Annotated in this window: 20 protein-coding genes, 1 tRNA gene and 1 pseudogene; 14 read left to right on the top strand and 8 right to left on the bottom strand. The window is 65.1% G+C overall.

The features are described from left to right. The first annotated feature begins 67 nt into the window (after positions 1 to 67). Positions 68 to 3,406, top strand: a complete 3,339-nt coding sequence (locus AC5Y4F_RS22700; protein WP_067929912.1) for a helix-turn-helix transcriptional regulator — start codon at positions 68 to 70, stop codon at positions 3,404 to 3,406. Here AC5Y4F_RS22700 and AC5Y4F_RS22695 read toward each other — a convergent pair. From AC5Y4F_RS22695 to AC5Y4F_RS22680, 4 genes are read right to left on the bottom strand one after another with little or no spacing between them, the layout of a single operon-like run. Next, on the bottom strand, positions 3,403 to 3,840 hold the full coding sequence (locus AC5Y4F_RS22695) for a carboxymuconolactone decarboxylase family protein (protein WP_067929891.1): 438 nt from the start codon (positions 3,838 to 3,840) through the stop codon (positions 3,403 to 3,405). The genes AC5Y4F_RS22700 and AC5Y4F_RS22695 overlap by 4 nt on opposite strands. After that, positions 3,840 to 4,697 carry an NAD(P)-dependent oxidoreductase gene (locus AC5Y4F_RS22690; protein WP_499998826.1) on the bottom strand — a complete coding sequence of 286 codons (858 nt, stop codon included), beginning with the start codon at positions 4,695 to 4,697 and terminating at the stop codon, positions 3,840 to 3,842. Before AC5Y4F_RS22690 ends, AC5Y4F_RS22695 begins: the two co-directional genes overlap by 1 nt. 48 nt (positions 4,698 to 4,745) lie before the next feature. Next, the gene (locus AC5Y4F_RS22685; protein WP_499998824.1) at positions 4,746 to 5,495 is read right to left on the bottom strand and encodes an SDR family oxidoreductase; all 750 of its coding nucleotides are present in this window, start codon (positions 5,493 to 5,495) and stop codon (positions 4,746 to 4,748) included. A 30-nt stretch (positions 5,496 to 5,525) separates the two neighbouring features. Then, positions 5,526 to 6,995, bottom strand: coding sequence for an aldehyde dehydrogenase (locus AC5Y4F_RS22680; RefSeq protein ID WP_499998822.1), 1,470 nt, complete (start codon positions 6,993 to 6,995; stop codon positions 5,526 to 5,528). A gap of 208 nt (positions 6,996 to 7,203) precedes the next feature. Between AC5Y4F_RS22680 and AC5Y4F_RS22675 the strand changes: the two genes are divergently transcribed. The 10 genes from AC5Y4F_RS22675 (at position 7,204) to AC5Y4F_RS22630 (ending at position 16,624) form a co-directional block, all read left to right on the top strand. Next, positions 7,204 to 7,833, top strand: a complete 630-nt coding sequence (locus AC5Y4F_RS22675) for a TetR/AcrR family transcriptional regulator (RefSeq protein ID WP_067929895.1) — start codon at positions 7,204 to 7,206, stop codon at positions 7,831 to 7,833. Next, a complete protein-coding gene (locus AC5Y4F_RS22670; RefSeq protein ID WP_499998819.1) occupies positions 7,834 to 9,051 on the top strand; it encodes a cytochrome P450 in 1,218 nt (405 codons plus the stop codon). Further along, complete coding sequence (locus AC5Y4F_RS22665; RefSeq protein ID WP_067931353.1) at positions 9,052 to 9,876, top strand: SDR family oxidoreductase; 825 nt, start codon at positions 9,052 to 9,054, stop codon at positions 9,874 to 9,876. A 55-nt stretch (positions 9,877 to 9,931) separates the two neighbouring features. Beyond that, positions 9,932 to 11,287, top strand: a complete 1,356-nt coding sequence (gene cyp51, locus AC5Y4F_RS22660; RefSeq protein ID WP_067931351.1) for a lanosterol 14-alpha demethylase — start codon at positions 9,932 to 9,934, stop codon at positions 11,285 to 11,287. 12 nt (positions 11,288 to 11,299) lie between these two features. Further along, positions 11,300 to 11,512, top strand: a complete 213-nt coding sequence (locus AC5Y4F_RS22655) for a ferredoxin (protein WP_067931349.1) — start codon at positions 11,300 to 11,302, stop codon at positions 11,510 to 11,512. Positions 11,513 to 11,515: 3 nt separating this feature from the next. Then, entirely contained in the window at positions 11,516 to 12,070 is a 555-nt protein-coding gene (locus AC5Y4F_RS22650; RefSeq protein ID WP_067931347.1) for a nuclear transport factor 2-like protein, read from the top strand. A gap of 417 nt (positions 12,071 to 12,487) precedes the next feature. Further along, positions 12,488 to 13,615 carry an NDMA-dependent alcohol dehydrogenase gene (locus AC5Y4F_RS22645; protein ID WP_067937962.1) on the top strand — a complete coding sequence of 376 codons (1,128 nt, stop codon included), beginning with the start codon at positions 12,488 to 12,490 and terminating at the stop codon, positions 13,613 to 13,615. A 45-nt stretch (positions 13,616 to 13,660) separates the two neighbouring features. Next, positions 13,661 to 15,694, top strand: a complete 2,034-nt coding sequence (locus AC5Y4F_RS22640) for an oxidoreductase (RefSeq protein ID WP_255405046.1) — start codon at positions 13,661 to 13,663, stop codon at positions 15,692 to 15,694. Positions 15,695 to 15,710: 16 nt separating this feature from the next. After that, entirely contained in the window at positions 15,711 to 16,139 is a 429-nt protein-coding gene (locus tag AC5Y4F_RS22635; RefSeq protein ID WP_067937966.1) for a ketosteroid isomerase family protein, read from the top strand. Between the two features lie 80 nt (positions 16,140 to 16,219). Then, positions 16,220 to 16,624 (top strand): HIT family protein, encoded by a 405-nt coding sequence (locus tag AC5Y4F_RS22630; protein ID WP_067937969.1) that lies wholly within the window; start codon positions 16,220 to 16,222, stop codon positions 16,622 to 16,624. On the opposite strand, the pseudogene AC5Y4F_RS22625 reads toward AC5Y4F_RS22630, so the two are convergent. Both AC5Y4F_RS22625 and AC5Y4F_RS22620 read right to left on the bottom strand, forming a co-directional pair. Next, positions 16,596 to 18,054, bottom strand: a pseudogene (locus tag AC5Y4F_RS22625) (sensor histidine kinase). The gene AC5Y4F_RS22630 and the pseudogene AC5Y4F_RS22625 overlap by 29 nt on opposite strands. 40 nt (positions 18,055 to 18,094) lie before the next feature. Next, entirely contained in the window at positions 18,095 to 18,814 is a 720-nt protein-coding gene (locus tag AC5Y4F_RS22620) for a response regulator transcription factor (RefSeq protein ID WP_499998813.1), read from the bottom strand. A 157-nt stretch (positions 18,815 to 18,971) separates the two neighbouring features. On the opposite strand from AC5Y4F_RS22620, the gene AC5Y4F_RS22615 reads away from it, so the two are divergent. Together AC5Y4F_RS22615 and AC5Y4F_RS22610 are read left to right on the top strand one after the other, a co-directional pair. Further along, entirely contained in the window at positions 18,972 to 19,688 is a 717-nt protein-coding gene (locus AC5Y4F_RS22615; protein ID WP_067937976.1) for a hypothetical protein, read from the top strand. A gap of 28 nt (positions 19,689 to 19,716) precedes the next feature. Continuing rightward, positions 19,717 to 19,788: transfer RNA gene (locus AC5Y4F_RS22610), tRNA-Thr, on the top strand. Between the two features lie 84 nt (positions 19,789 to 19,872). Here the strand turns inward: AC5Y4F_RS22610 and AC5Y4F_RS22605 are convergent. Further along, the gene (locus AC5Y4F_RS22605) at positions 19,873 to 21,381 is read right to left on the bottom strand and encodes an MFS transporter (protein ID WP_067937979.1); all 1,509 of its coding nucleotides are present in this window, start codon (positions 21,379 to 21,381) and stop codon (positions 19,873 to 19,875) included. 628 nt (positions 21,382 to 22,009) lie between these two features. After that, on the bottom strand, positions 22,010 to 23,260 hold the full coding sequence (locus AC5Y4F_RS22600; protein ID WP_499998809.1) for a cytochrome P450: 1,251 nt from the start codon (positions 23,258 to 23,260) through the stop codon (positions 22,010 to 22,012). A 530-nt stretch (positions 23,261 to 23,790) separates the two neighbouring features. Here AC5Y4F_RS22600 and AC5Y4F_RS22595 point away from each other — a divergent pair. Then, a partial coding sequence (locus AC5Y4F_RS22595; protein ID WP_499998807.1) for a non-ribosomal peptide synthetase occupies positions 23,791 to 26,198 on the top strand: 2,408 nt, incomplete at its 3' end.

Here is a 26,198-nt window from a genome sequence, read left to right as displayed (position 1 = left end):
TCCGAGCGAATGCGGCAGAAGCCGCATCTAGGCATTTCTGCCGATGTTTGCTGTGTGCGACTACCGCATGCTGGCTAACATGACTGAGACCACCGGCCGACGCGCGGAAACGCCGCCGCTTGAGACTCTGAATTGGAGCGACTTGGGCGTAAGCGAGCTCCCGACTGGAACGGTGACGTTGCTGCTCGCAGACGTCGAGGGCTCGACGCGGCTATGGCAACACCACCCCGACGAGATGAGCGCCGCAGTTGCGCGCCTGGACCGGGCGGTGTCGGACCTCGTGGCCCAGCACGGCGGGGTGCGCCCGGTAGAGCAGGGCGAGGGCGACAGCTTCGTGGTCGCCTTCGCTCGCGCCAGCGACGCCGCCGCATTTGCACTGCAGTTGCAGCGCACTCCGCTGTCGCCGATCAGCTTGCGGATCGGCCTGCACACCGGCGAGGTGCAACTGCGCGACGAAGCGAACTACGTTGGGCCGGCCATCAACCGCGCCGCGCGGCTGCGCGATCTGGCGCACGGGGGCCAGACTGTCCTGTCGGCCACGACGAGTGACCTGCTCGCCGACGGACTCCCCTCTGACGTGTGGATGCTTGACCTCGGCACTCATCCATTGCGGGACCTGCCCCGGCCCGAACGGGTGACGCAGCTGTGTCACGCGGGCCTTCGCAACGACTTCCCGCCGCTTCGCGGTTCGAAAACCACTGGCAAGCAACATCTTCCACCGCAGTTTACGAGTTTCGTCGGCCGCGGCAGCGAAATCGCCATCCTGCGTGGGTTGCTCTTTGAACACCGGCTCGTGACGCTGACCGGCGCGGGTGGCGTCGGCAAGACGCGGCTGGCGGTGCAGCTGGCGAACGAGGTTGATGAAGATTTCGGGGACGGGATGTGGTACGTCGATCTGGCGCCGATCACGGACCCCGACGTCGTGCCGGTCGCGGTGACGCGCGCGCTGGGATTGCCCGATCAAGCCGGTCGTTCGACGATGGACACGCTGACCCGTGTCATCGGTGATCGGCACCTGCTCGTCCTGTTGGACAACTGTGAGCACCTGATCGACGCGTGCGCGTCGCTGACCGTTGCGCTGTTGGCGGCCTGCCCGCGGGTGACCATTCTGGCGACGAGCCGCGAGCCGATCCGGGTGGCGGGCGAGGTCGCATGGGCGGTGCCGTCCTTGTCACTGGCCGACGAGGCGATGGCGTTGTTCACCGACCGCGCCCGGCATGTCCGCCCCGATTTCAGCGTGGCCGACGGTGATTCGGCTACGGTGACGGAGATCTGTCGGCGCCTCGATGGCATACCCCTGGCGATAGAGCTTGCGGCCGCACGGGTTCGCGCGCTGTCGTTGACGCAGATCCTTGATAGCCTGCACAACCGCTTCCGGCTGTTGACCGGCGGCGCGCGAACGGCCGTGCGCCGCCAGCAGACTCTGCGGGCATCTGTCGACTGGTCGCACGAGCTGCTGACCGAGCCCGAGCGTGTCCTGTTCCGTCGGGCCGGCGTGTTCATGGGCGGATTCGACCTCGATGCGGCGCAGGCCGTATGCGGTGGCAGCGACATCGAGCGTTATCAGACACTCGATCAGCTCACGCTGCTGATCGAGAAATCCCTTGTCGTAACCGAAGATACGCAGTTCGGTGGCGCGCGATACCGGATGCTGGAGACCGTCCGCCAATACGCGCAGGAGAAGCTCGGTGAGTCCGGCGAGGCCGGCGCGGTGCGCTCCCGACACCGCGACCACTACACCGCACTCGCCAGCCTGCTCAACACACCAGTACGCTCCGGTCATCAGCGCCGGCTCGAGCAGGCCGAAACCGAGATGGACAATCTGCGGGCGGCGTTCGCGTGGTCGCTCGAAAACGCCGAATTCGCAACCGCATTGCAACTTGCGTCGGCCTTAGAGCCGCTGTGGGTGACTCGCGGCCGCGTGCAGGAAGGAACGGCCTGGTTCGACGCCGCGCTCGCCGATGCCACCGCCTGCGGCATGGAGCCGCCGCCCGCGGTTCGTGCCCGCGCACTCGCCGATCGGGCCATACTCGACGGCGGGCAAAACATCCATGACAACCTGGATAAGGCTTTAGAAGCGCTGGCCATCGCCCGTGAACTCGACGACCCAGCCTTGCTGGTCCGAGCGCTCACCGGTTGCGCCGGTCTGACCGCCTACGACGCCGACGCCGCCGGTTTGTACATCGACGAGGCGCTGGGGCTCGCCCGCGCGCTGGGCGACGACTGGAGTCTGAGCCAGATCCTGGAAGTTCAGGCGTTTGCGGCGATCACCGGGAAGGGCGACGCGATCGCCGCGCGTGCGGCCGGTGAGGAAGGACGCGACCTCGCCGACGCGATCGGGGACGGATTCAACTCGCGTATGTGTCGCTGGTGTATTGCCCTGGCGCAGTGGTTTGAAGGCGATGTCACCGGAGCCCTCGCGCAGTTCCGCGATCTGGTCGCCGAGTCGGAGGTGGCCCACGACGAGATGTCCCGGATGTCCAGCCTTATCAGCTTGAGCCACCTGCTCGCCTATGCGGGCGACACGAGCGAGGCACGGGCGGCCGCGAACGCGGCTGTCGAAGTCGCGGCGGATTTCGGCGCATTCAACCAGGGCTTCGCCTACGCGGCGTTGGCGGTCGCGACTCTGGCTGCAGGCGACCTCCCCGCGTCGGCCAGCGCCGTCGAGGCGGCCTGTCAACTAATGAACATCCAGCCCGAGCTGGCGGTCGTCAACGTCATCCCGCTTGCCCAAGTTGCGCTCGCTCAGGGGGATTTGACCGCGGCCCGCCACCGGGCCGACAATGCCGTCTCGGTGGCTCCAGGCGTGCATTTGATCCAGGCGCTGGCGACGCGTGCGCGCGTAGCGATCGCGCAGAACGAACCGGATCAAGCTGCGTGCGACGCGCACGACGCGCTCACGCGCGCAGCGGACCTCAAGAAGTACTTGGCCATTCCCGACGCGCTCGAATGCCTCGCCATACTTGCGGTCTGGGCGGGCGCTCACCGAGACGCCGCTCGGCTATTCGGAGCCGCACGGGGCGTTCGCATCCGCACCGGCTACGTGCGCTTCAAGATCTACGACGCGGCCCATGACGCGTCGGTGGCTGTGCTGCGCGAGGCGACGGCCGACAACGAATTCGAAGTCGCCTGGTCCGAGGGCGAGGCGCTGTCCATGGAAGAAGCGCTCGCCTATGCGCAACGCGGCCGCGGCGAACGCAAGCGACCGTCAACCGGGTGGGCATCGCTGACACCCGCCGAACTCAATGTGGTGAAACTCGTCAGCGAAGGGCTGCCGAACAAAGACATCGCCGCGCGCCTGTTTATATCCGCACGCACCGTGCAAGCACACCTGAGCAACGTCTACTCCAAGTTGGGTATCAGCTCGAGAGTGCAACTTGCGCAAGAGGCTTCACGCCACGCTTAGTCGCCCTTGTTGCCCCGGTGCATTTTGACCGCTCCCTCCACGTTGGCCTTCTTGTCCTCTCCGGAACCCTTCGCTGCGGCCTTCTTGCGTTTGGCGACGACGGCGTCGACCGCGCCGTTGAGCGCCGAACCCAACGGGAAGCCCAGGTAGTGGGTGAGGAAGACGGCCATCTCCTTCAGTTCGGTCTCGGTGAGCTCGCCGTTGAGAAGCGCTGCGTTTATTTGGATCTCGGCCAAGTCGCGGTTTCCGATCGCGGTAACCGCCGTCAGCGTCATGATGCGCTTGTCGCGCATCGACAATCCCGGTCGCGTCCAGATGCTGCCGAACAGGTGGTCGACGGTCAGGTCGAAGTACGCGTCGCCTTCGATGTTTGGCATTTCCCAGCCGTAGACCTCGTTCATCTTCGCGAGGCCCTTGCTGCGCAGCTCGTCCATTACGCCTCTTTCTCTGTGTGCGGAACCCCGAGGTCCGCAGCCAACCGCTGAAAGGCCAACTGGGCAAACGGCAGGTCGACCGAGACCGCCTCGCCGAGAGCCAGCGCCAGGCTCAGGTCCTTCTCCCCCAGCCCGCGGGCGTGCACAAAAGACTGGTACAGGAAGTTATCCGGTTCAATGTCTTTCATGTTGTCGCGCACCATGATCGCCCCAGGACCACTTGTGAGGGCATCGGTGTGACGGACTACCCGGCCGAGGGCCTGCAGATCGAGCCCGGCCGCCTCCGCGAGTCTCATGGCCTCACACGCCACGGCATACGAGGTGAAGGTCAACATGTTGCGGGCCAACTTCATTCGCGTACCCGCCCCCGGCTCCCCGGCGTGGACGACGATCGCGGCCCAGTGTTTGAACGCCGGCTTGATCCGCTCATACACCTCACGCTCGGCGCCCACCATCGTGGCGAGCTCACCTTGCGCCGCCGCGGCCACCCCACCACTGACCGGCGCGTCGACGATATGGATGTCTCGCGGCTTGTGCTCGGCCGCGAGCCCGACCGCCGTGGTATCGCTGATGGTCGAGTGGATCGCGATGACGGTGCCGGGTTTCGCGTGGGTCGCCAACTCGCCGACCACCTCACGCACCTGGGCGTCGTTGAGTACGGTGATGTGAATGATGTCGGCGGCGGCGACGTCGGCGACGCTGTCGGCCAGGCTGGCACCCTTTTCGGCCAGGGGCGCCATCGCCTCGGTCCGGATGTCGTAAACCGTTACCCCGCCCGGCCATTCGGCCATCTTCGTGGCCATCGGCGCGCCCATGTTGCCCAGGCCGATGTAGCCGAGCTTCACCTCGTCACTCATGGCGCCGCTTCTCCTCATCGCTTCGCTCTGCATCGTCGCCGGCGCGACTCATGATCGGATTATCTGTCCGCCGTCAACGTTGAAGATCTGTCCGGTGATCCACGATGCCTCGTCGGAGAGCAGGAACAGACACATGCCGACCAGATCCGCGGGCGTGCCCATCCGCGACAGCGGCAGGCCCTTGACGATGTCGTCGACCATCTCTTTGGGGGTCGTGGTCCGGTTGGCCTCGGTGTCGATGGGCCCCGGAGCAATTGCGTTGATCCGGATCTTCTGGCCACCCAGTTCGCGGGAGAGCTGCTGGGTCAGACCGTTGAGCCCCACCTTGGCCAGGCCGTAGTAGTTCGCGTAAAGCCAGGCAGCGGTGGATGACTGGTTGACGATCGCGCCCCCGCCGCGTTTGGCCATCTTCTTGTATACCGCGCGGGTGCACCACAGCGCCCCGTCCAAATTCACGCTCATGAACTTCCGGTAGTACTCCGGATCGATGGTGAGCAAGAAGTCCAGCTTCATGCCGCCAAAGATCGCGGCGTTGTTCACCAGGTAGTCGATGCCGCCGAATTCGGCCAGCGTGCGGTCGGCCATCTCCTTGGCGGACGCGGGGTCGGACACGTCGACCGGAATGCTGATGGCGGTTCCGCCGTCGCCGACGATCTGCTTGGCGACCGCGTCGGCGGCTTCGACGTTGACGTCGGCGACCACCACCGCCGCGCCCTCGTGGGCCAGCGCCTCGGCGTACGCCTGCCCGATGCCACCACCGGATCCGGTGACGATGCCGACCTTATTCTCGAATCGCATGTATTCCTCTCGGTCGCCGAGTTGGCGCGGTCACTGCACCGCTGTGGCAATGGTTTTGATTTCCAGGTACTCCTCGAAGCCGGCCAGGCCCATTTCTCGTCCGTTCCCGGACTGCTTGTAACCGCCGAACGGCGCGTCGGCGGAGTACCAGACGCCGCCGTTGACATTGACTGTGCCCACCCGCATCCGCGAGGCGAAGTTGGCCGCACGTTCGGGGTCGGCACTGAACACCGTGCCCGACAAGCCATATGGCGAGTCGTTGGCGATGCGCAGTGCGTCGTCGTCGCCGTCGTGGGCGATCACGGTGAGCACCGGCCCGAAGATCTCCTCACGGGCGGGCCGCGCGTCGTTGGTCAGGCCCGCGATCACGGTGGGCTCGATGAAGAACCCGCGATCCTTGTCTGCCGGGCGGCCACCGCCACAGGCGAACGTCCCGCCCTCGGCGACCGCCAGATCGAGATAGCCCTGCACTCGCTCCCGTTGGCGGGCGGAAATCACCGGCCCACACACGGTTCCCGGGTCGTCGGGGTTGCCGGGCTTGATCGAGCCCATGGTGCCCGCCGCGATCGCGACGGCCTCGTCGTAACGGGCTCGCGGCACCACCAGCCGGGTCGTGATGGCGCAGCCCTGCCCGGCGTGCATGGCCGCGGTGAACGCAGACATCGAGCACGCCCCGCCCAGGTCGGCGTCATCGAGAACGACGAACGCCGACTTGCCGCCCAGCTCCAGGAACACCCGCTTGATGGTCGCGGCGGCATCACCCATGACGCTGCGGCCGGTCGCGGTCGATCCGGTGAACGAAACCATGTCCACCCGAGGGTCTTTCGAGAGCAACGCCCCCATTCGGTGGTCGTTCGACGTGATGATGTTGACGACACCGGGCGGGAAGTCGGTGTGCTCGGCGATGATTTCGCCGAGCACCGCCGCACACCAGGGGGTGTCCGGTGCGGGCTTCAACACCACGGTATTGCCGGCGGCCAGCGCGGGTCCCAACTTGGCGAGATTGATCTGGTGTGGGAAGTTCCACGGGGTGATCGCGCCAACGACACCGACGGCCTCCCGCGCGATCGTGCGCCGGGTCGGGATGCCCATCGGCGATGCCTGTCCGAGGTCAGCGTTCCACTCGTAGGACTCGGCGGTGTCGGCCGCGAAGCTCAGGTCACCGACCGGTCCCTCCAATTGGGCGGCCGAAGTGAGCATCCGCGGGGCGCCGACCTCGGCGATGGTGATGTCGCGCAGTTCCTCGATGTGGTCGCGCATCGCGTCGCGCAGCTGCCGAATGCAACGCACCCGCAATTCGGTGTTGCGGGACCAGTCCGTCTCGTCGAAGGCGCGCCGCGCGGCGTCGATGGCGCGGTCCATGTCGGTGGCGTCGCCGTTTGCGGCAACGCCCAGCACCTCCTCGGTCGCCGGGTTCACCGTGGGGAAGTTGCCGGCGCTTCCGGCCGACAGCTTGCCGTCGATGAACAGTTCACTTACGCCGTCGGCCAACAAGGCCATGTCCCGCTCCCGTCTGTGCGCGGCGACCGCCCCGCCATTCTAATGGACAGTTGTCCGATATTGCCCGATCGAACCATAGTCGCCCGGTCATCGAAGGTGCAAGGGCCGATCCCGAAAGTCGTCCGCAAAACCGTAATACTCAGGTACTGAGCAGCGCATATCCGGATTAGGCTTGCTTCTCGCCGTTTCCTTCCACTAGCTTGGACATGTGTCCAGCGACGCACTGGTGACCATTACTTCCGACGGCGACTGCCAGACCGGTCAGCCGGCGCGTAACCGCCGCCAGGAGGAGACCTTCCGCAAGGTGTTGGCGGCCGGCATCGAAACCCTGCGGGAGAAGTCGTACGCCGGCCTGACGGTGCGTGCGGTCGCCGCCCGCGCCAAAGTCGCGCCGGCCACCGCCTATACCTACTTCTCGTCGAAGAACCACCTGATCGCCGAGGTCTATCTGGACCTGGTGCGGCAGGTTCCTTTCTTCACCGACGTCAACGAGCCGATGCCGGTCCGAGTGGACAAGGTGCTGCGTCACCTGGCGCTGGTGGTCGCCGACGAACCCGAGGTCGGTGCCGCGTGCACGACGGCACTGCTCGGTGGCGGCACAGATCCGGCGGTGGGTGCGGTGCGCGACCGCATCGGCGCGGAAATCCACCGGCGCATCGCGACGGCCATTGGGCCCGGAGCCGACCCGAATACGGTGGCCGCCCTCGAGATGGCTTTCTTCGGCGCGCTGGTACAGGCCGCCAGTGGCCAGTTCACCTATCACCAAATCGCCGACCGGTTGGCGTATGTGGTGAGTCTGATTCTGCCCGGGAAGACAAGCCAGGAGACAAGAACCTAAATGACCGTCCATGTGGGCGACCACGAGTTGGTCCTCGATCCCTATGATTACGACTTCCACGAAGATCCGTACCCCTACTACAAGCGCCTGCGCGACGAAGCCCCGCTGTATCGCAATGACGAGCTGAAGTTCTGGGCGCTGTCGAGGCACCAAGACGTGCTGCAGGGATTCCGCAACAGCACAACGCTTTCCAACAAGTACGGCGTCTCGCTCGACCCCGCGTCGCGAGGCCCGCATGCCAGCAAGACGATGTCGTTCCTGGCGATGGACGATCCCGCCCATCTGCGGCTGCGGACGCTCGTCTCAAAAGGCTTCACCCCGCGCCGGATTCGCGAACTCGAGCCGCGCGTCACCGAGATCGCGAGCAAGCATCTCAACACCATGCTGGACAAGGGCAGGGACGGTGCGGTCGACTACATCGACGAGTTCGCCGGCAAGCTGCCCATGGACGTCATCTCCGAGTTGATGGGAGTACCCGAGCCGGATCGCGATCAGGTTCGGACCTGGGCCGACGGGGTCATGCACCGCGAGGCAGGAGTCACCGACGTGCCACCGGAGGCCGTCGAGGCCTCCCTTAACCTGATCGTCTACTACCAGGGGATGGTGGCCGAGCGGCGCGAGCAGCCGACCGGGGATCTGACCTCGGCGCTGCTGGAAGCCGAGATCGACGGTGACCGGCTCACCGATGACGAAGTGCTCGGCTTCATGTTCCTGATGGTGATCGCCGGCAACGAGACCACCACCAAACTGCTTGCCAATGCCGCCTTTTGGGGTCACAAGAACCCTGACCAGCTGACGCCGATCTACCAGGATCTGTCACGGGTGCCGCTGTGGGTCGAGGAGACCCTGCGCTACGACACCTCCAGCCAGATCCTGGCTCGTACCGTGTCGGGCAAGCTCACCCTTTACGACACCACCATTCCCGAGGGTGACGTTCTGCTGCTGTTGCCCGGTTCCGGGCACCGCGACGAGCGGGTCTTCGACAATCCCGACCACTACTTGATCGGGCGCGAAATCGGGCCCAAACTGTTGAGTTTCGGTAGCGGCGCGCACTTCTGCCTGGGCGCGCATCTGGCGCGAATGGAAGCCCGGGTCGCGCTCACCGAGTTGTTCAAGCGAATCCGCGGGTACGAGGTGGACGAGGCCAACGCCGTCCGCGTCCACTCGAGCAATGTCCGCGGATTCGCTCACCTACCCATGAACGTGGAGGTCCGCTGAATGCCCCGGTTTGAACCCTTGCCCGAACGCCGGCCCGCCATCGTGGCCGGCGCTTCCTCCGGCATCGGTGAGGCAACCGCCATCGAGCTCGCGGCGCACGGCTTCCCCGTCGCCCTCGGTGCACGCCGGGTCGAGAAGCTCGACGACATCGTCGGCAAGATCAACGCCAACGGCGGGGAGGCTGTCGGGTTTCACCTCGATGTGACTGATCCGAATTCGGTGAAATCCTTTGTCGCACAGTCGGTCGACGCGTTGGGCGACATCGAGGTATTGGTGGCCGGCGCCGGCGACACCTACTTCGGGAAGCTCGCCGAGATCACCACCGAGGAGTTCGAGTCGCAGCTGCAGATCCACCTGGTCGGCGCCAACCGGCTGGCCACCGCCGTGCTACCGGGCATGCTGGAACGCCGGCGCGGCGACCTGATCTTCGTCGGCTCCGACGTGGCCCTGCGCCAACGGCCGCACATGGGCGCCTACGGCGCTGCGAAGGCCGCGCTGGTCGCCATGGTCACCAACTTCCAGATGGAACTCGAGGGCACCGGCGTGCGGGCCTCGATCGTGCATCCCGGCCCGACGAAGACGTCGATGGGCTGGAGTCTGCCGGCCGAGAAGATCGGTCCCGCACTACACGACTGGGCTAAGTGGGGCCAGGCCCGCCACGACTACTTTCTGCGCGCCGCGGATTTGGCACGCGCCATCACGTTCGTCGCCGAGACGCCGCGTGGTGGCTTCATCGCGAACATGGAGCTTCAGCCCGAGGCCCCGTTGGCCGACGATAAAGATCGCCAGAAACTCGCGCTCGGTGAAGAGGGGATGCCGTCATGACGACTTCGCGAAGCGACGATGCGCCGGGCACCGCGCACCCAGGGAGAGTGCACAAATGACGACATCTGCCACCGTGCCGCGGGTTTCCGGCGGCGAGGAACAGCATGGCCACCTCGAGGAGTTCCGCACCGACCCAATTGGTTTGATGCAGCGCGTCCGAGACGAGTGCGGAGACGTCGGCTGGTTCCAGTTGGTCGACAAACACGTCATCTTGCTGTCCGGCGCGGGTGCCAACGAGTTCTTCTTTCGGTCGGCGGACGAGGATCTCGACCAGGCTGCGGCGTACCCATTCATGGCGCCTATCTTCGGCAAGGGCGTGGTGTTCGACGCCAGCCCGGAGCGGCGCAAGGAGATGCTGCACAACTCGGCGCTGCGTGGCGAGCAGATGAAGGGCCACGCCGCGACCATCGAGGCTCAAGTCAAGGGGATGATTGGCGACTGGGGCGAGGAGGGCGAGATCGAGCTGCTCGACTTCTTCTCGGAGTTGACCATTTACACCTCGACGGCCTGCCTGATCGGCGTGAAATTCCGCAACCAGCTTGACCACCGGTTCGCGGAGTACTACCACGAGCTGGAACGCGGCACCGACCCGTTGTGCTACGTCGATCCGTACCTGCCGATCGAGAGCTTTCGGCGCCGCGACGAGGCTCGCGTCAAACTCGTTGCGCTGGTGCAGGAAATCATGAACCAGCGGCTATCCGACCCACCCCAGGACAAGAGCGACCGCGACATGCTCGACGTTCTCGTCTCGATCAAAGACGAAGAGGGCAACTCCCGCTTCTCCGCCGACGAGGTCACCGGCATGTTCATCTCGTTGATGTTCGCCGGGCACCACACCAGTTCGGGGACCTCGGCGTGGACGCTGATCGAGTTGATTCGCCACCCCGACGTCTACGCCGAGGTGCTGGCCGAACTCGAGGAGCTCTATGCCGACGGCCAAGAGGTGAGTTTCCATGCGCTGCGGTCGATTCCGAAACTGGACAACGTGGTCAAGGAGACGCTGCGACTGCACCCGCCGCTGATCATCCTGATGCGGGTGGCCAAGGGCGAGTTCGAAGTCGAGGGCTTTCCGATTCACGACGGCGACTACGTCGCGGCGTCCCCGGCGATCTCGAACCGGATTCCCGAAGACTTTCCCGACCCCGACGCGTTCAAGCCCGATCGCTACAACAAGCCCGAGCAGGCCGACATCGTCAACCGGTGGACCTGGATCCCGTTCGGCGCGGGCCGGCACCGCTGCGTCGGCGCCGCGTTCGCCCAGATGCAGATCAAGGCGATCTTCTCGGTTCTGCTGCGCGAGTACGAATTCGAGATGGCACAGCCGGCGGACAGCTATCACAACGACCATTCCAAGATGGTGGTGCAGCTTGCCCGGCCGGCCAAGGTGCGATACCGCAAGCGCGGCACGTAGGGAGTCTGTCCGATGAGCGGTTTCAGGATCGAAGTGGATCTCGATTTGTGTCAGGGCCACGCCATGTGCGAACTGGAGGCGCCGGATTACTTCCGGGTGCCTAAGCGGGGCAAGGTGCAGGTCGTCGACCCCGAACCGCCCGAAGACGCCCGCGAGGATGTGCAGCGCGCGGTCGATATGTGTCCAACGCAAGCACTATTCATCAAAGAAGATCCGGAAGGCTGACTTATGACATCACAAGCGTCACACCCGCGTGCGGACCTCGAGGCATGGGTCGACCGCTGGCTGCAGGCCAACAAGGATTGCGAAAAAGCGGGGGACTGGCGGCCATTGGCCGACTTCTACGCCCAGGACGCCACATACGGCTGGAACATCGGCCCCAAGGAAGACGTGATGTGCGTGGGCGTCGACGAGATCCGCGATGTCGCCCTGGGCTTGGAGATGCAGGGCTTGGAAAACTGGGTGTACGAGTACCAGAAGGTGCTCATCGACGACAAGCAGGGCGAGATCGTCGGGTTCTGGAAACAGATAGTCAACAAGACCGACGGCACCCAGGACGAGATTTACGGCATCGGCGGCAGCTGGTTTCGCTTGAACAGCGAGTTGCTCATCGAGTGGCAGCGCGACTTCTTCGACTTCGGTCACGTCGCGTACATGTTCGGCAAGCTCATCGAGTCCGGGGACCTAAGTGAGGGCATGCAGAAGCGCATCGAGCGCAGCATCGCCGGCGAGAAGCTGCCCGGCTACTACCCGCTTGGCGAGGCACCCGTCCCCATTTGGTGACGGACGGCGGCGACCCGCCGCACCCGGCCACGCCGCGCTTGCGATCGCCGCTGGGCTCCACGGCGGCGACCCGCCGCGCCCGGCCACGCCGCGCTTGCGATCGCCGCTGGGCTCCACGGCGGCGACCCGCCGCGCCCGGCCACACCGCGCTTGCGATCGCCGCTGGGCTCCACGGCGGCGACCCGCCGCGCCCGGCCACCCCGCGCTTGCGATCGCCGCTGGGCTCCACGGCGGCGACCCGCCGCGCCCGGCCACGCCGCGCTTGCGATCGCCGCTGGAGCCAACCAAGCATTTGATTTGTTGCGCGCGCTATGCTGACGCGACAAGGGTGCCTGTGGCACTCGTCACCTGGTTGACCGGCATGAAGGGGCCGGTCAGCTCTGATCGATTCAAAGGCGAAATGGGGTCAGGACCATCGTGAAGACAAAAGGCGCACTGATCTGGGAGTTCAACCAGCCCTGGTCTATCGAGGAAATCGAGATCGGCGACCCGCAAGCGCATGAGGTCAAGATCCAGATGGAAGCGGCGGGCATGTGCCACTCCGACCATCACCTGGTCACCGGGGGTATCCCGATGGCCGGTTTCCCAGTGCTGGGGGGCCACGAGGGCGCGGGTGTCGTGACGGAGGTCGGTCCGGGCGTTGAAGACATCGAGCCCGGCGACCACGTGGTGCTGTCATTCATCCCATCGTGTGGGCAATGTCCGACCTGTCAGGCGGGCATGCGCAACCTCTGCGACCTGGGCGCCGGCCTGCTGGGCGGCGCCGCGGTATCCGACGGCACCTTCCGCATCCAGGCCCGCGGCCAGAACGTCTACCCGATGACGCTGCTGGGCACGTTCTCCCCCTACATGGTCGTGCACCGCAGCTCGGTGGTGAAGATCGACCCGTCCGTCCCGTTCGAGGTCGCCGCGCTGGTCGGCTGCGGCGTCACCACCGGCTATGGTTCGTCGGTCCGCACCGCGGACATCCGCCCGGGGCAAGACGTTGCCATCGTCGGCGTCGGCGGCGTCGGCATGGCCGCACTGCAGGGAGCCGTCAACGCCGGCGCCCGCTACATCTTCGCGATCGACCCGGTCGAGTGGAAGCGCGACCAGGCGCTGAAGTTCGGCGCCACCCATGTCTACCCCGACGTCATGGCCGCGATGGCGGGCATGGCCGAGGTCACCTACGGCCTGATGGCCCACAAGGTCGTCGTCACGGTCGGTGAGCTGCAAGGCGCCGACATCGACAACTACCTGAACATCACCCAGAAGGGCGGCACCTGCGTGCTGACCGCGATCGGTAGCCTGCTGGACACCAATGTCAATCTGAACCTGGCGATGCTGACCCTGATGCAGAAGAACCTGCAGGGCACCATCTTTGGGGGCGGCAACCCGCAGTACGACATCCCGCAGCTGCTGTCGATGTATAAGGCCGGCAAGCTGAACCTAGACGACATGATCACTCGCCAGTACAAGCTGGAGCAGATCAACGACGGCTACCAGGACATGCTGGACGGCAAGAACATTCGCGGCGTCATCCGGTTCACCGACGCCGACCGGTAAACACCCATCAGCCGCGTCCGCTCAGTGACCGGCTTCGGCCACCTCATGGCGCCGGGACGAATCGGCGCCATGAGCGTGCGCAACCGCCTGGTCATGTCTCCGATGGAGACGATGTACGGCACGCCGGACGGGCTGCCCTCCGAGCGCACCCGCGACTACTTCGCGGCACGCGCCCGCGGTGGGGTCGGGCTGATCACGTTGGGCGCCACCGGGGTTGACCACCACCACCCGGAGACTCCCGGTGGCTTGCATTTGGCCACCGATGACGCCGTTGCCGCGCACCGGGCCCTCGTGGAGGCGGTGCACGAGCACGGCGCGAAGATCCAGCCCCAGATCGTGCACGCCGGACCCGACGGCCTGGGGCCGGAGCTGTTCGGTGTCGACTCATTGGGACCCTCGGTGATTCCGTCCTACCTCACCGGACGCCCGTGCGCCGAGATCAGCACGCGGCAGCTGACCGAGGTTTTCGATCTGTTCAAGGCCGCGGCCCGCCGTGCGGTCGAGGCGGGCTACGACGGCATCGAGCTGCACGCCGCGCACGGCTATATGCTGCTGGGCTCCTTCCTTGCCCCGCAACGCAATCGGCGCACCGACGCCTATCGAGGCGACTCGGCGCACGGCCGGGCGCGGGCGGTGCTCCAGGCGCTGGCCGCGATTCGCTCCGAGATCGGCGATGCCCTGCCCATCACGTTGCGCATTTCCGGGTATGAACGTGTCGCCGGCGGCCGGGCTATCTACGAAACCGCCCGACTGGCACCCGAACTCGTCGCCGCCGGCGTCGACGCGTTCCACGTCAGCGGCGGTGTGATCGACCGGCTGGTCACCGGCATGGTCAACGCCGCCGATGAGGGCGACGAACTCAACGTCGGCGCCGCTGCCGCCGTCAAGCAGGTGGTCGACGTTCCGGTGATCGCCGTCGGCCGCATCCACGACCCTTTCCGCGCCGAACGGATCCTGGCCGATGGCCGTGCGGACTTCATCGCCATGGGGCGCCCGCTGCTGGCCGATCCGGACCTGCCCCGCAAGATTTCGTCCGGCCAGGCCCACCGGGTCCGCAAGTGCATCTCATGCGAGAACTGTATCGACGCAATGGAACAGCGCTTCTCCGTCGACTGTGCGGTCAATCCGCGCACCGGCAAGGAACGACAGCTGTCCGCGCCCCGCGCCGACCGGGCCAAACGGGTGGTGGTGGTCGGCGGCGGACCAGCCGGGCTGGAGGCCGCGCGCGTGGCTGCCGAACGCGGCCACCACGTCACACTCTTCGAGCGCAGCGCACAGCTGGGCGGGGCGTTGCGCTGGGCCTCGGTGCTGCACCCGGAAAACCAGGCGTTTCTGCGATATCTCTGCGACGAGCTCAGGGTCAGCTCCACCGAGGTCCGCCTGGGCCGCCCGGCTTCGGTGCACGACGTCGTCGCGGCCGCCCCGGACGCGGTCGTGGTGGCCACCGGCGGCCGCGTCGTCGTGCCCCCGATTCCCGGCGCCGAGGCCGCGCACGTGCACACCGGCTCCGGTCTGCGTGAATTGCTCTGTGGCCGTGTGCAATCCGGTGCTCCGCCCTGGCAGCGCGTCGGTGCTGTGGCGTTGTCCGGCTGGCGGCAACTTCTGCTGCGACCCGCCACCATTCGGTTCGCCAGCCGGGCCTGGATGCCGCTGGGACGCCGCGTCGTGATCGTCGGCGGTGATCTGGTCGCACTGGAGTTGGCCGAATTCCTTGCCAGCCGGGGCAGGTTGGTGGCCATACTCGAAGCCGGCAAGGACATCGCTCCCGAAGTGGGCAACAAGCGCAAGACCGAACACATGGACCGTCTCGACCGGCTGGGCGTCACCGTGCACGTCCGCGCAGCCACCGAACGCATCACCTCCGATGCAGTGGAATTCACCCCTGCCGGAGGTGCCACCCGACAGTTGGCCGCCGACAACGTCGTGCTGGCCGGCACGGTCGAGCCCGACACCGCACTGTTCGATGCCGTCGTCGACGCCCTGCCCGGCGCCGAGGTGCATGCCGCCGGCGACTGCACCGGACTTGGCCTGATCCGCAAAGCCACCGAGGACGGCGCGCGCGCCGCGTGCGCTATTTAGTGACAGGAGAAGAGAAATGACCGAAACCGAAGAGGCTGAGGCGTCCCCGGCCCTCGCCGCGTCGCAGTCGTCGTGGCGGTGCGTTCAGGCCCACGACCGGGAAGGCTGGCTGGCACTGATGTCCGACGACGTCGTCATCGAAGATCCCATTGGCAAGTCCGTCACCAACCCGGACGGCAAGGGAATCCGCGGCAAGGAGGCGGTCGGCACGTTCTTCGACACCAACATCGCCGCCAACCAGCTCTCCATCACATGCGAGGAGACCTTCCCGTCGAGTTCGCCCGACGAGATCGCCCACATCCTGGTGCTCAACAGCAAGTTCGACGGCGGCTTCACCAGCTCGGTGCGTGGCGTGTTCACCTATAAAGTCGATGAGTCGGGGCTGATCACCAACATGCGCGGCTACTGGAATCTCGACATGATGCAGTTCGGCAAAGAGGGCTGAGCCGACCAGCGCAGCACGCACGCCCCGGCAATGCGGCGGCCGCCCCCGACCACAAATTTGCCGCACCTATGCTGGGGCCCATGGCGTCGATCTTCACCAAGATCATCAACCGTGAACTTCCCGGCCGCTTCGTCTACGAGGACGACGATGTCGTCGCGTTCCTGACGATTGAGCCGATGACCCAGGGGCACACGCTCGTCGTGCCGCGCGCCGAGATCGACAACTGGCAAGACGTCGACGGACCGGCCTTCGCCCGGGTCATGTCCGTGAGCCAGTTGATCGGCAAGGCGGTGTGCAAGGCCTTCAGGACGGAGCGGTCCGGCTTGATCATCGCCGGGCTAGAGGTGCCGCATCTGCACGTGCACGTCTTCCCGACCCGCAGCCTGAGCGACTTCGGCTTCGCCCACGTCGACCGCAACCCGTCGGCGCAATCGCTGGACGAGGCCCAAGCCCGGATCAAGGCGGCACTGGCTCAGTTGGCGTGAGCCGGCTCGTGCGACGGCACGTCACTGATGCGGGGCAGCGTTACCCGGAAGCTGCAGCCTTCCCCGGGCCCGGTGGTCACGCTGACCACACCGCCGTGCGCGCGCACCAACGACTCGACGATGGATAGCCCCAGACCGGTGCCGCCGCTGGACCGGGCCCGCGACGAATCGGTCCGATAGAACCGCTCGAAGACGCGCGATGCATCCTCCTCGTTCATGCCGGGGCCCCGGTCCGCCACTTCGAGCACCGCGTTGTCGCCATCGGTGCCCACCCGCACGGTGACGTCGGCGCTTTCCGGGGTGTGTTGCAAGGCGTTGGCGACAAGGTTGCTCAGCACCTGGCGGATCCGTGCTTCATCACCGAGCACCTCCGGGGTGCCGGGACCGTCGAGGACCTCCATGGTGATGGTTCGCCCGGGGTCCATCGCCTGCCCATCGTGCACGGCATCGCTGGCCAGCGCCAGCAGATCCACCCGATTGCGTTCGAGAGGCCGTTGCACATCGAGGCGGGCCAACAGCAGCAAGTCGTCGACCAGCAGGCCCATTCGGGAGGCCTCGCTTTCGATTCGCGACAACAGCATCGCAACGTCGCGGGCGGCCCCCTGGCGGTACAACTCGGCGAAGCCGCGGATGGTGGTCAGCGGGGTGCGCAGTTCGTGGCTGGCGTCGGTGATGAACCGTCGCATCCGGTCCTCGGATCCACGGGCCTTCTCCGCCGAAGACTCCGAGGACGCCAGCGCTTGCTGAATCTGCGCGAGCATCCCGTTGAGCGCTTGGGATAGCCGGCCCACCTCGGTCCGCGGATCTCGTTCTGGCACACGGCGATCCAACTGGCCCGAAGCGATCGCAGCGGCCGTCTGCTCGACCTCGACCAGCGGCCGCAGGCTGCGCTGCACCACCGCGAAGCTGGCGATTCCGACAACGGCCAGCACCGCGACTCCGATACCTATCTGCAACCAGACCAGCGAGGTGAGCGTGTGCTGCACGTCGGACAGGTCAATCGCAACCGTCGTGAGCCCGTGCGGACCGTGCACCGAGACGGCCCGCCACTGAATGTCCGAGCCGTTGACCGACGGCAGCGTCGTCGGGTTAGGGCCAACGTCGTTGTCCGGCGGTAGCGCCGGTTCGGCGTTGCGGTCGTTGATCGCGGTGAACGGGGTGCCGTCGGTGCTGACGCCGCGCACATAAAACTTCGACGGCGGCCGCCCCGGATCGGGACCGTTGAATGCCGGTGGCGATTGCCGCCGCGGGGCCTGCGCCCAGCCGCGGGACGCGTCGAGCAGTGTGGAGTCGATGCGGCCGACCAGGCTGTGCCGCAGGATGGACGTCACCGCGATGCCGGAAACGGCGAGGCCACAGGCGACCAGTGCCAGGGTGGCGGCGACGAGCCCTATCCGGAGGGGCAATCCACGTCGGGGCTTGGTGACCATCTAATTACTTCTTCACTACCGCTGCTCACCGCGGGCCGGCTCACCGCGGCTCCCGCAATACATAACCCACCCCGCGCAGGGTATGCAGCAGCCGCTTTTCGCCGGTATCGATCTTGCGACGCAGATACGACACGTAGGACTCGACGACATTGACGTCACCTCCGAAGTCGTAGCGCCACACGTGGTCGAGGATCTTCGGTTTGCTCAACACCGTGCCGGCATTGATCACAAAGTAACGCAGCAGCGTGAATTCGGTCGGCGACAGCGATACCGGCTGACCGGCCTTCCAGACCTCGTGGGTTTCCTCATCGAGTTCGATGTCGGCGAAACTGAGGCGCGCGCTGCGCGGTTCGGCCCCGGCCTTGCCGGCGCGACGAAGAATGACCCGCAACCGGGCCACCACCTCTTCGAGACTGAAAGGCTTCGTCACGTAATCGTCGCCGCCCAGCGTCAGGCCGGCGATCTTGTCCTGCAGGGAATCCCGGGCGGTCAAAAACAATGCGGGGGCGTCGATTCCGTCGGCGCGTAACCGCCGCAGCACCCCGAACCCGTCCATGCCCGGCATCATCACGTCGAGGATCACCGCGTCGGGACGCGCCTCGCGCGCCCGATCCAGGGCCTGGGCGCCGTTGGTTGCCGTATAGACCTCGAATCCCTGAAATTTCAGACTCACCGAGAGCAACTCGACGATGTTGGCCTCATCGTCGACCACGAGGACGCGTGCCTCCGATTTGGTGTCACTGGGGGTCGCCGATGTCATCAGATGCCCATGCCCTTACTTGAACGTTTGCTATGTGACCGTTGTGCGCTTCCTGAAAGCTCAGTGCCAACGAACTGATAGTAGTCTGCCAGAAATCATCGTATTGCCTTGGGACGTAAAGCCCTGCCCGGTCGGGCCTCGCGAATAGACTCTTGGAATGAACCTCACCAGAAGCATCGTGTCGGCTGCGACCGCGCCCGCCCGGGTGGGACTGGCCGCCGCGGACGCGGGTTTGAACGTCGCGAGCGCGGCCGTTGGCGTGGCCAAGCGGGCTGTGGGTGAGAGCGGGACCGCCGGCACCAGCGCGATGACGTCCATGCTGGGGATTGACGACGCGATTGTCCGGGCCAATCGACTGGCCAGGCTGCTCGACGACGACGCCCCGCTGGGCCGGGCCGTGGCCCCGGACGGCCCGATCGATCGCTTGCTGCGCCCGGGCGGGGTGGTCGACATGCTGACGTCGGAGGGCGGCCTGCTCGACCGCCTGACCGCCGACGGTGGCGCGCTGCAGCGCACGCTGCAGCCCGGCGGGCTGGCCGATCAACTGGTCGCCGAAGACGGTCTGATCGAGCGGCTGCTGGCCGAGGACGGCCTGGCCGACCGGCTGCTCAGCGAGGGCGGGCTCATCGACAAGCTGACGGCCAAAAATGGGCCGCTGGATCAACTCGCCGACGTCGCCGACACCCTGGCTCGACTGACGCCCGGGATGGAGGCGCTCGAGCCCGCGATCGCCACCTTGCAAGAAGCCGTTATCGCGCTCACCATGGTGGTCAACCCGCTGAGCAACATTGCCGATCGGATTCCGCTGCCGGGCCGGCGGCGTCCCTCGTCGCGGACGGTCCGCTCGACAGGCGTGATCGACAGCAATGGGTGACGCATTAGGCTGGGTCCGGTTTTACCCCGCCTCCTTAGCTCAGTGGTAGAGCACTCGCCTTGTAAGCGAGCGGTCGTCAGTTCAATCCTGACAGGGGGCTCCGCGCCTTTGGTATGGCCTCGGGTGGCTTCAGGTCCGCGTTTGGCCGCGCTACTCGTCGAACCCCTGCGCGAGTTGGTTTGAGCTACAGTTCCCCTAAGTCGTAAGCCTTCTTGACTTCCGCCGCATGCGCCACCTGCTGCGCACTGTAGCCGATGAGCAGCGCTACCCCACAGACCAGCAAGGCCACCCCGGCCAGCCACTGCAGGCCATAGGTGTAGCCGTGGTCCAGTGCATGCAACTGGGCGGCGTTCATGGACTTCACTGGCCCGGTGGTGCCGCCGAGTTGCATTGTGCGCCAGGTGATGACGCCCTGGATAACCGCCAGCACCATCGGCCCGCCGAGACGGGACAGCATGAGCGAGATTGCCGATATAGGCCCAATCTGGTCCAAACCGACGCTGGCGATCAGCGAAAGCGCGAGCGGCACGTTCATCACGCCGATTCCGATACCGGAGATGACGAGGGGCAGCACCAGATTCGGGAAGTACGGTACGCCCCGGTGAAGCATCGAGGCGTACAGCACCGCGCCCAGCACGACTAAGCCGCCGATGATCACCACCACCCGCGGCGGCAACGACATCACCAACCGCGACGAGACGCCCGCCCCGACGCCCACCGCGACGGCGAACGGGATGAACGCCACGCCCGCGCGCAGCGTGCTGTAGCCGAGGATGTCCTGCACGTACACGCCGATCAGCAGCGTCAGGGTGAACATAACCCCACCGGCCAGAAACATGGCCGCGAACATAGCCAACCGGTTGCGGTCGAGGAACAAGCCAAACGGCACGACCGGGTTCTCTGCCCTGCGCTCCACCACCACGAACGCCACGAAAGCGCCCAGCGCCACCACACCCGATCCGATCGGGACGGGCGACAGCCAGCCTTGCTCCGGACCCATCGAGAACCCGAGCACTGCGGCGGTAAAGACCAACGTCGCTAACCCGGCCCCTGCCGCGTCGAGCTTTGTCCGCTCCTTCTCCGTTTCCCGCAGCGCCGTGCAGGCCAGATAAAGCACCAGCAGCCCGATCGGCACGTTCACCAAAAACACCAGCCGCCACGACACCTCGGTGAGCAAGCCGCCCACCACCAGACCCAGAACGGAGCTGAGACCGCCGACCGCGCCCAACACCGCCATCGCAGCGTTGCGCAACGGCCCTTTCGCGAAAGTGGTTGCCACCAGCGCCATACCGGTTGGCGCGATGATCGCGGCGGACACGCCCTGCAGTAGCCGCGCTAAAACGAGGATGCCCCCGTTCCAGGCGATTCCGCAGATCGCCGAGACGATCGTGAACAGCGCGACGCCGACGATGAAGGCGCGCTTGCGCCCGATGGTGTCACCGAGGCGGCCGCCCAGCAGCACCAGCCCACCGAAGGTCAGCACGTACCCGGTGATCACCCAGCTTCGCCCGGCATCAGACAGGCCCAGCTCATTCTGAATCCTGGGTAGGGCGACGACCGCGATCATGCCGTCCATCGTGGCCATCAACTGCATGCCGCCGATCGCGATAACCGCGGCGACGAACCACCGAGGTGGCAGCCTGGTCGCGAAGTCTCTGGTGGTACGGCCTGGCGTGGTCGGTTTGACGGGCATCGGGCTCGCTCCGCGCGTTGTGTCGTCCAGTGATGTAGTGCCCCTCTCGCCGTGAGAGTCGGCATTGCGGCAACCCTACGGAATTTCAGCGGTCGTTAACCGCAAAACTGACCACATAAACATGATGGGTCACTGGCTAGCGCAACGAAACGCCCCTTATTTGAACGCTCGCACCGACGTTCAAGACGGTTGGGGAGTGAACCCAGCTCGCAGAGCCCGCATTGCTGCCGGACGGTCGGTGGCGCCGAGCAGATCGTGGTCTTCGAGCTCCTCCGGCGCACTCACCCCGCCGGCGCGCGGCCGAAATCCTCTTACCGCTTTTCCGCGGGGTCTGCGTTGACTGGCCCGGAGCTCGGAGAAACTCGGCGAACATGGCAAAGACAGGCGTTCGATCGTGACACAGCAGGCTTGGGAACCGGCCGGGCCGCTTCCGCTTGGCATCGCCGAGCTCACGCAGTAGTGGTGGTAGCGGCACAGCAGCTCGCTGTGCTCAGGGCTCGCGCCCGGAGCTGGTGTGTCTTTCGCGCCGACGTTCTACCGACCCTCCTGATGGAGGCGGGGCGACGGTGCACACGCTGAAGAAGTCGTCGCACGCCGAGTCGAACCGCGTTCTTTGCAATCGAATGGCTTACTCAACCGGGGTGAACTCCAGGTGCAATTCCTTGAGGCGCCTGAACAAGAAGGTGCGGTCCCATTCGAGCCGACGATCGCCTGACGGACCGTGCTCTGCCTCTGACAGCCGAATGTCGGCCATCCGATCAAGGATTCGTTCCAAACTCACCCGCACTTCGGCGCGTGCAATCGGGGCGCCCGGACAAGTGTGGATACCGCGGCCGAATGCGATGTGTTGCAATATATTTGGGCGTTCAAGGCGGAATTCGCTGGGTTGGTCGAACCGTTGTGGATCGCGGTTTGCCGCACCATTCATTACAAGTACGCTGGTACCGGCCTGCACATCAACGTTCCCTATTTTGGTGGTGCGCCGAGCCATGCGGAAGTTTGATTTGATCGGACTTTCGAAGCGCAGCATTTCCTCGATGAAGGCGGGGATCTTTGAGCGGTCCTCGCGCAGCTGCTCTTGCAAGTCCGGGCGCTCCGCCAGCATTAGCATCGCGAGACTCAGCAGATCGATCGTGGTGCCATGGCCGGCGGCGAACATGAACGTGGCAACGCGGGCGACGTCAATCGCGGCGGGTGTCGTTCCGTCGGGAAACTTTGCCAGCGCAAGCTCGGTGAGCACATCCCCGCGCGGCGTGCGCCGCCGATCCTCGATGTAGTCGACGAACCACTCCTCTTTTACGCCGACGAAGCCGCTGCGTTCACCTTCGATCCGGCTGGCGGTGGCAGCGCGCCGGAATCTCTCATGGTCGGCCTCGGGCACCCCCAGCAGATTGGTGATGGCGACCAGCGTGAACGGAAAGTTGTAGTCGATGACGATCTCGCACTTACCCTCCGCGACGAAGCGGTCGAGTTGCTCGTCCGCCAAACGCCACAGGAAATCCTCGTTCTTCTTTAGCTGCTTCGGCGTAAATAATCTGTTCAACAGCGAGCGGTGCGCGGTGTGTCTCGGAGGATCAAACGTTATGAAGTAGTCGCCGAACGTAACCCTGTGGCGGTGTTGTTCAATCAGATCCGAAATGTCGTCACTGTCGGTTACCCTCGGGATCCCCGACCATGGTCCGCTGACTATGTTGCATACCGAGAAGTTCTGTTCGGCGTCGCGTTGCACGGCGACAGCCTCGTCATACCCCGACACCATCACCACCCCATGCGCTGGCTCACGCTGTACTGGGCAACGACGAATCGCGTCGTAATAGCGGTACGGGTCATCGACCACCGACTTGTCAGTGAAGAAATCGAGGTTCTCGAGTCCGTTCAATCCGCCTCCATCGGCTGGCAATAGACAATAGGAATGTTAAGCGCCTCGGCACCGAAATAGCCGCCGAATCCACAAGCGAAGAGGCGTAACCCGAGTCGGGCTAGACCATCGGCCAGCCTGGTCACCGACCGTCGCGGCGGCGCACCACTTCGCGGGCCGTACATCGATGATCGCCTCGCGCCGGCTCAGCTCGCTCACGGCGCCGCAGATCTTCAGCGTGCCAGGGATACTGCAGCGAGAGAATCTCTAAGGCGTATTAGATCGCGAATGTTCGGAAGTGCTTCTACCCACCGGATATGGCCGAGCTACCAGCCGGCAGATTGCCAGAACCGTGGTGGGGAAGCGCAACCGGCACAATCCGGCGCGGCATCGGATCGGAGAACTCTCGAATCTAATTAGGAACTTTGACGAAACGCCGGACCGTCTCGTTGGCAGCAGTTAAAGTCGCATTTCTAGTCACTCGGGTCTGCGGGCGGGCGGGACGACGCAGAGCGGGGGAGCGACTTGTCACTTCGGGGTGGAGTAGACGGATGCAACTCGACAGCCGAGCGCTTCCGCTCACGCGTGGACAGTTAGACATTTGGCTTGCGCAGGAAACTGGCCGCTTTGCTGCGCGGTGGCAAATGGGCGAGCTTGTGCGAATCGAGGGCAGAGTAGACCCTGGTTTGCTTCAGAGCGCGATCGTTCAAGTGGTGCGCGAGGCCGAACCGCTTCGAGCTTCTTTTTTCGAAGTGGACGGGCAGGTTTTTCAGAAGGCGGTCGATTACCCGGATGTTGAGCTTGCTTGCTACGACCTAACGGGCGCGCAGGATCCGATCCAGGACGCCTACCGGCTGATGTCCTCGATTCAGTGCACGCTGATGCCGCTTACCGGGCCGCTGTTCAAATTTGCGTTGTTGCAGACGCGGGAAGATCAATTCTTTTGGTTCGTGTGCTGGCATCATATAGTGGCGGACGGGGTCGGCCTCGCTCTTATTTGTCATCGGATAGCAGATGTCTATTCTGCAATGGCTTCGGGGGCGTCGATTCCGCCTGCTTTTTTTGGGCCACTGAATGATCTGATTGCATGCGAGTTAGAATACAATAAGTCCACCGATTACCTCGATGATCAGGCTTATTGGACGAGGAACCTGCCGCCGGCAAGCGAACCGAGCTATAGGTTGACGCGCGCTGCGAATGAGCGTGATCCCTATGAGTCTTCTGTACCAGTTGAATTGGACCCTGTCGCCGTCGCAGGGATGCAGGAGTTGTCGCGGGCGTTGGGACTGCGTCGCTCGTCGGTGATTACTGCGGCCTGCGCGCTGCTGGTGCATGGGTTCGACGCCGAGAGTTCAGACGTGGTGCTCGAATTTGCGGTAAGCAGGCGTGTGCGTCCGGAAATACAGATGGTTCCAGGCATGGTTTCCGGGGATGTCCCACTGGTGTTGAAAGCATCGCCGGGGACTGCAGTTGCTGACTTTTGCGAACATGTCGACACGCGACTGCGGGAAGCGCTACAGCATCAGCGGTTCCCAGTGCGCCTTATTGAGAATGAGGTGCGTCTCCGCGGCTCCGGGCGAGCGCCGAATCGGGTAGTTGTTAATTACATTCCGACTACACATCTGTTGGATTTTGCTGGCGCTCCGGCATCGGGGACCCTGACACACACAAATCTCGTCGATCAAGTTGGATTGTTCTTTTATAGAGACGATGATCGGGTTTTTCTCAGCACCGCTGGCGCTGGGCAATTATTTTCGGATTGTGATATCCGCGACTTAGTCAAGCGGTTGGATCGGGTGCTGGCGACGATGACCACCGACCCGACCCGGGCGCTGTCGTCGATCGATGTGCTGGATGAGTCTGAGCGTGCCCGTCTGGATGGGTTCGGTAATCGGGCGGTGTTGAGCAAGCCGGTGACCGCGCCGGTGTCGATTCCGGCGTTGTTCTCCGCGCGGGTGACCGAGACACCGGATGCGGTGGCGGTGACCTACGAGGGCCGCTCAATGACCTACCGCGAGCTGGATCTGGCCTCTAATCGGTTGGCGCACTTGCTGACCGGCCAGGGTGTGGGCCCGGGACGGTGCGTGGCGCTGCTGGTGGAGCGTTCGGACGCGGCGGTCACGGCGATTGTGGCGGTGCTCAAGACCGGGGCGGCGTATCTACCGATCGACCCGGCGGTGCCGGTGAATCGGATCGGATTCGTGCTCAAGGACGCCGCACCGACGGCCGTTCTTACGAGCACCGGTCTGGCCAGCCGGCTCGACGGCACCGATCTGCCCGTCATCGATCTCAACGAACCCCGCATTGAGACTCAGCTCAGCACCGCGTTGCCAGCGCCGAACCCGGATGACATCGCCTACCTGATTTACACCTCCGGCACCAGCGGCGTCCCCAAAGGTGTCGCCATCACTCACCACAACGTGACCCAGCTGCTGGGGTCGTTAGATGCTGGCTTGCCGGCCGCCGGGGTTTGGCCGCTGTGTCACTCGTTGGCCTTCGACGTGTCGGTGTGGGAGATCTTTGGTGCGCTGCTGCGGGGCGGGCGGCTGGTGGTGGTGCCCGAAGAGGTCACGGGCTCACCGGAAGACTTCCGCGAGGTGCTGGTCGCCGGACAGGTCAGCGTGCTGACCCAGACGCCGTCGGCCGTGGCGATGCTTTCGGGTGAGGGCTTGGAGTCGGCGACATTGGTGATGGCGGGTGAAGCCTGCCCATCCGAAGTGGTGGATCGGTGGGCGCCGGGGCGCGTGATGGTCAATGCCTATGGCCCGACTGAGACCACGATGTGCGTGGCGACCAGTGCGCCGTTGACGGCGGGGTCGGGGGCCCCGCCGATCGGGTCGCCGGTGGCGGGGGCGGCGTTGTTTGTGCTGGATGGGTGGTTGCGTGCGGTGCCGGTGGGGGTGGTCGGGGAGTTGTATGTGGCCGGCGCCACCGTGGGTGTGGGTTATGTGGGCCGGGC

The sequence above is a fragment of the Mycobacterium sp. NGS56 genome, assembly GCF_059812425.1.
This window is presented reverse-complemented; position numbering and strand designations above follow the sequence as displayed.

What these genes read in the sequence shown, in the direction of transcription:
- AC5Y4F_RS22700 (WP_067929912.1), top strand. Translation starts at nt 68, where the DNA reads ATGCTGGCTAACATGACTGAGACCACCGGCCGACGCGCGGAAACGCCG.
- AC5Y4F_RS22695 (WP_067929891.1), bottom strand. Translation starts at nt 3,840, where the DNA reads ATGGACGAGCTGCGCAGCAAGGGCCTCGCGAAGATGAACGAGGTCTAC.
- AC5Y4F_RS22690 (WP_499998826.1), bottom strand. Translation starts at nt 4,697, where the DNA reads ATGAGTGACGAGGTGAAGCTCGGCTACATCGGCCTGGGCAACATGGGC.
- AC5Y4F_RS22685 (WP_499998824.1), bottom strand. Translation starts at nt 5,495, where the DNA reads ATGCGATTCGAGAATAAGGTCGGCATCGTCACCGGATCCGGTGGTGGC.
- AC5Y4F_RS22680 (WP_499998822.1), bottom strand. Translation starts at nt 6,995, where the DNA reads ATGGCCTTGTTGGCCGACGGCGTAAGTGAACTGTTCATCGACGGCAAG.
- AC5Y4F_RS22670 (WP_499998819.1), top strand. Translation starts at nt 7,834, where the DNA reads ATGACCGTCCATGTGGGCGACCACGAGTTGGTCCTCGATCCCTATGAT.
- AC5Y4F_RS22665 (WP_067931353.1), top strand. Translation starts at nt 9,052, where the DNA reads ATGCCCCGGTTTGAACCCTTGCCCGAACGCCGGCCCGCCATCGTGGCC.
- cyp51 (WP_067931351.1), top strand. Translation starts at nt 9,932, where the DNA reads ATGACGACATCTGCCACCGTGCCGCGGGTTTCCGGCGGCGAGGAACAG.
- AC5Y4F_RS22655 (WP_067931349.1), top strand. Translation starts at nt 11,300, where the DNA reads ATGAGCGGTTTCAGGATCGAAGTGGATCTCGATTTGTGTCAGGGCCAC.
- AC5Y4F_RS22650 (WP_067931347.1), top strand. Translation starts at nt 11,516, where the DNA reads ATGACATCACAAGCGTCACACCCGCGTGCGGACCTCGAGGCATGGGTC.
- AC5Y4F_RS22640 (WP_255405046.1), top strand. Translation starts at nt 13,661, where the DNA reads ATGGCGCCGGGACGAATCGGCGCCATGAGCGTGCGCAACCGCCTGGTC.
- AC5Y4F_RS22635 (WP_067937966.1), top strand. Translation starts at nt 15,711, where the DNA reads ATGACCGAAACCGAAGAGGCTGAGGCGTCCCCGGCCCTCGCCGCGTCG.
- AC5Y4F_RS22630 (WP_067937969.1), top strand. Translation starts at nt 16,220, where the DNA reads ATGGCGTCGATCTTCACCAAGATCATCAACCGTGAACTTCCCGGCCGC.
- AC5Y4F_RS22620 (WP_499998813.1), bottom strand. Translation starts at nt 18,814, where the DNA reads ATGACATCGGCGACCCCCAGTGACACCAAATCGGAGGCACGCGTCCTC.
- AC5Y4F_RS22615 (WP_067937976.1), top strand. Translation starts at nt 18,972, where the DNA reads ATGAACCTCACCAGAAGCATCGTGTCGGCTGCGACCGCGCCCGCCCGG.
- AC5Y4F_RS22605 (WP_067937979.1), bottom strand. Translation starts at nt 21,381, where the DNA reads ATGCCCGTCAAACCGACCACGCCAGGCCGTACCACCAGAGACTTCGCG.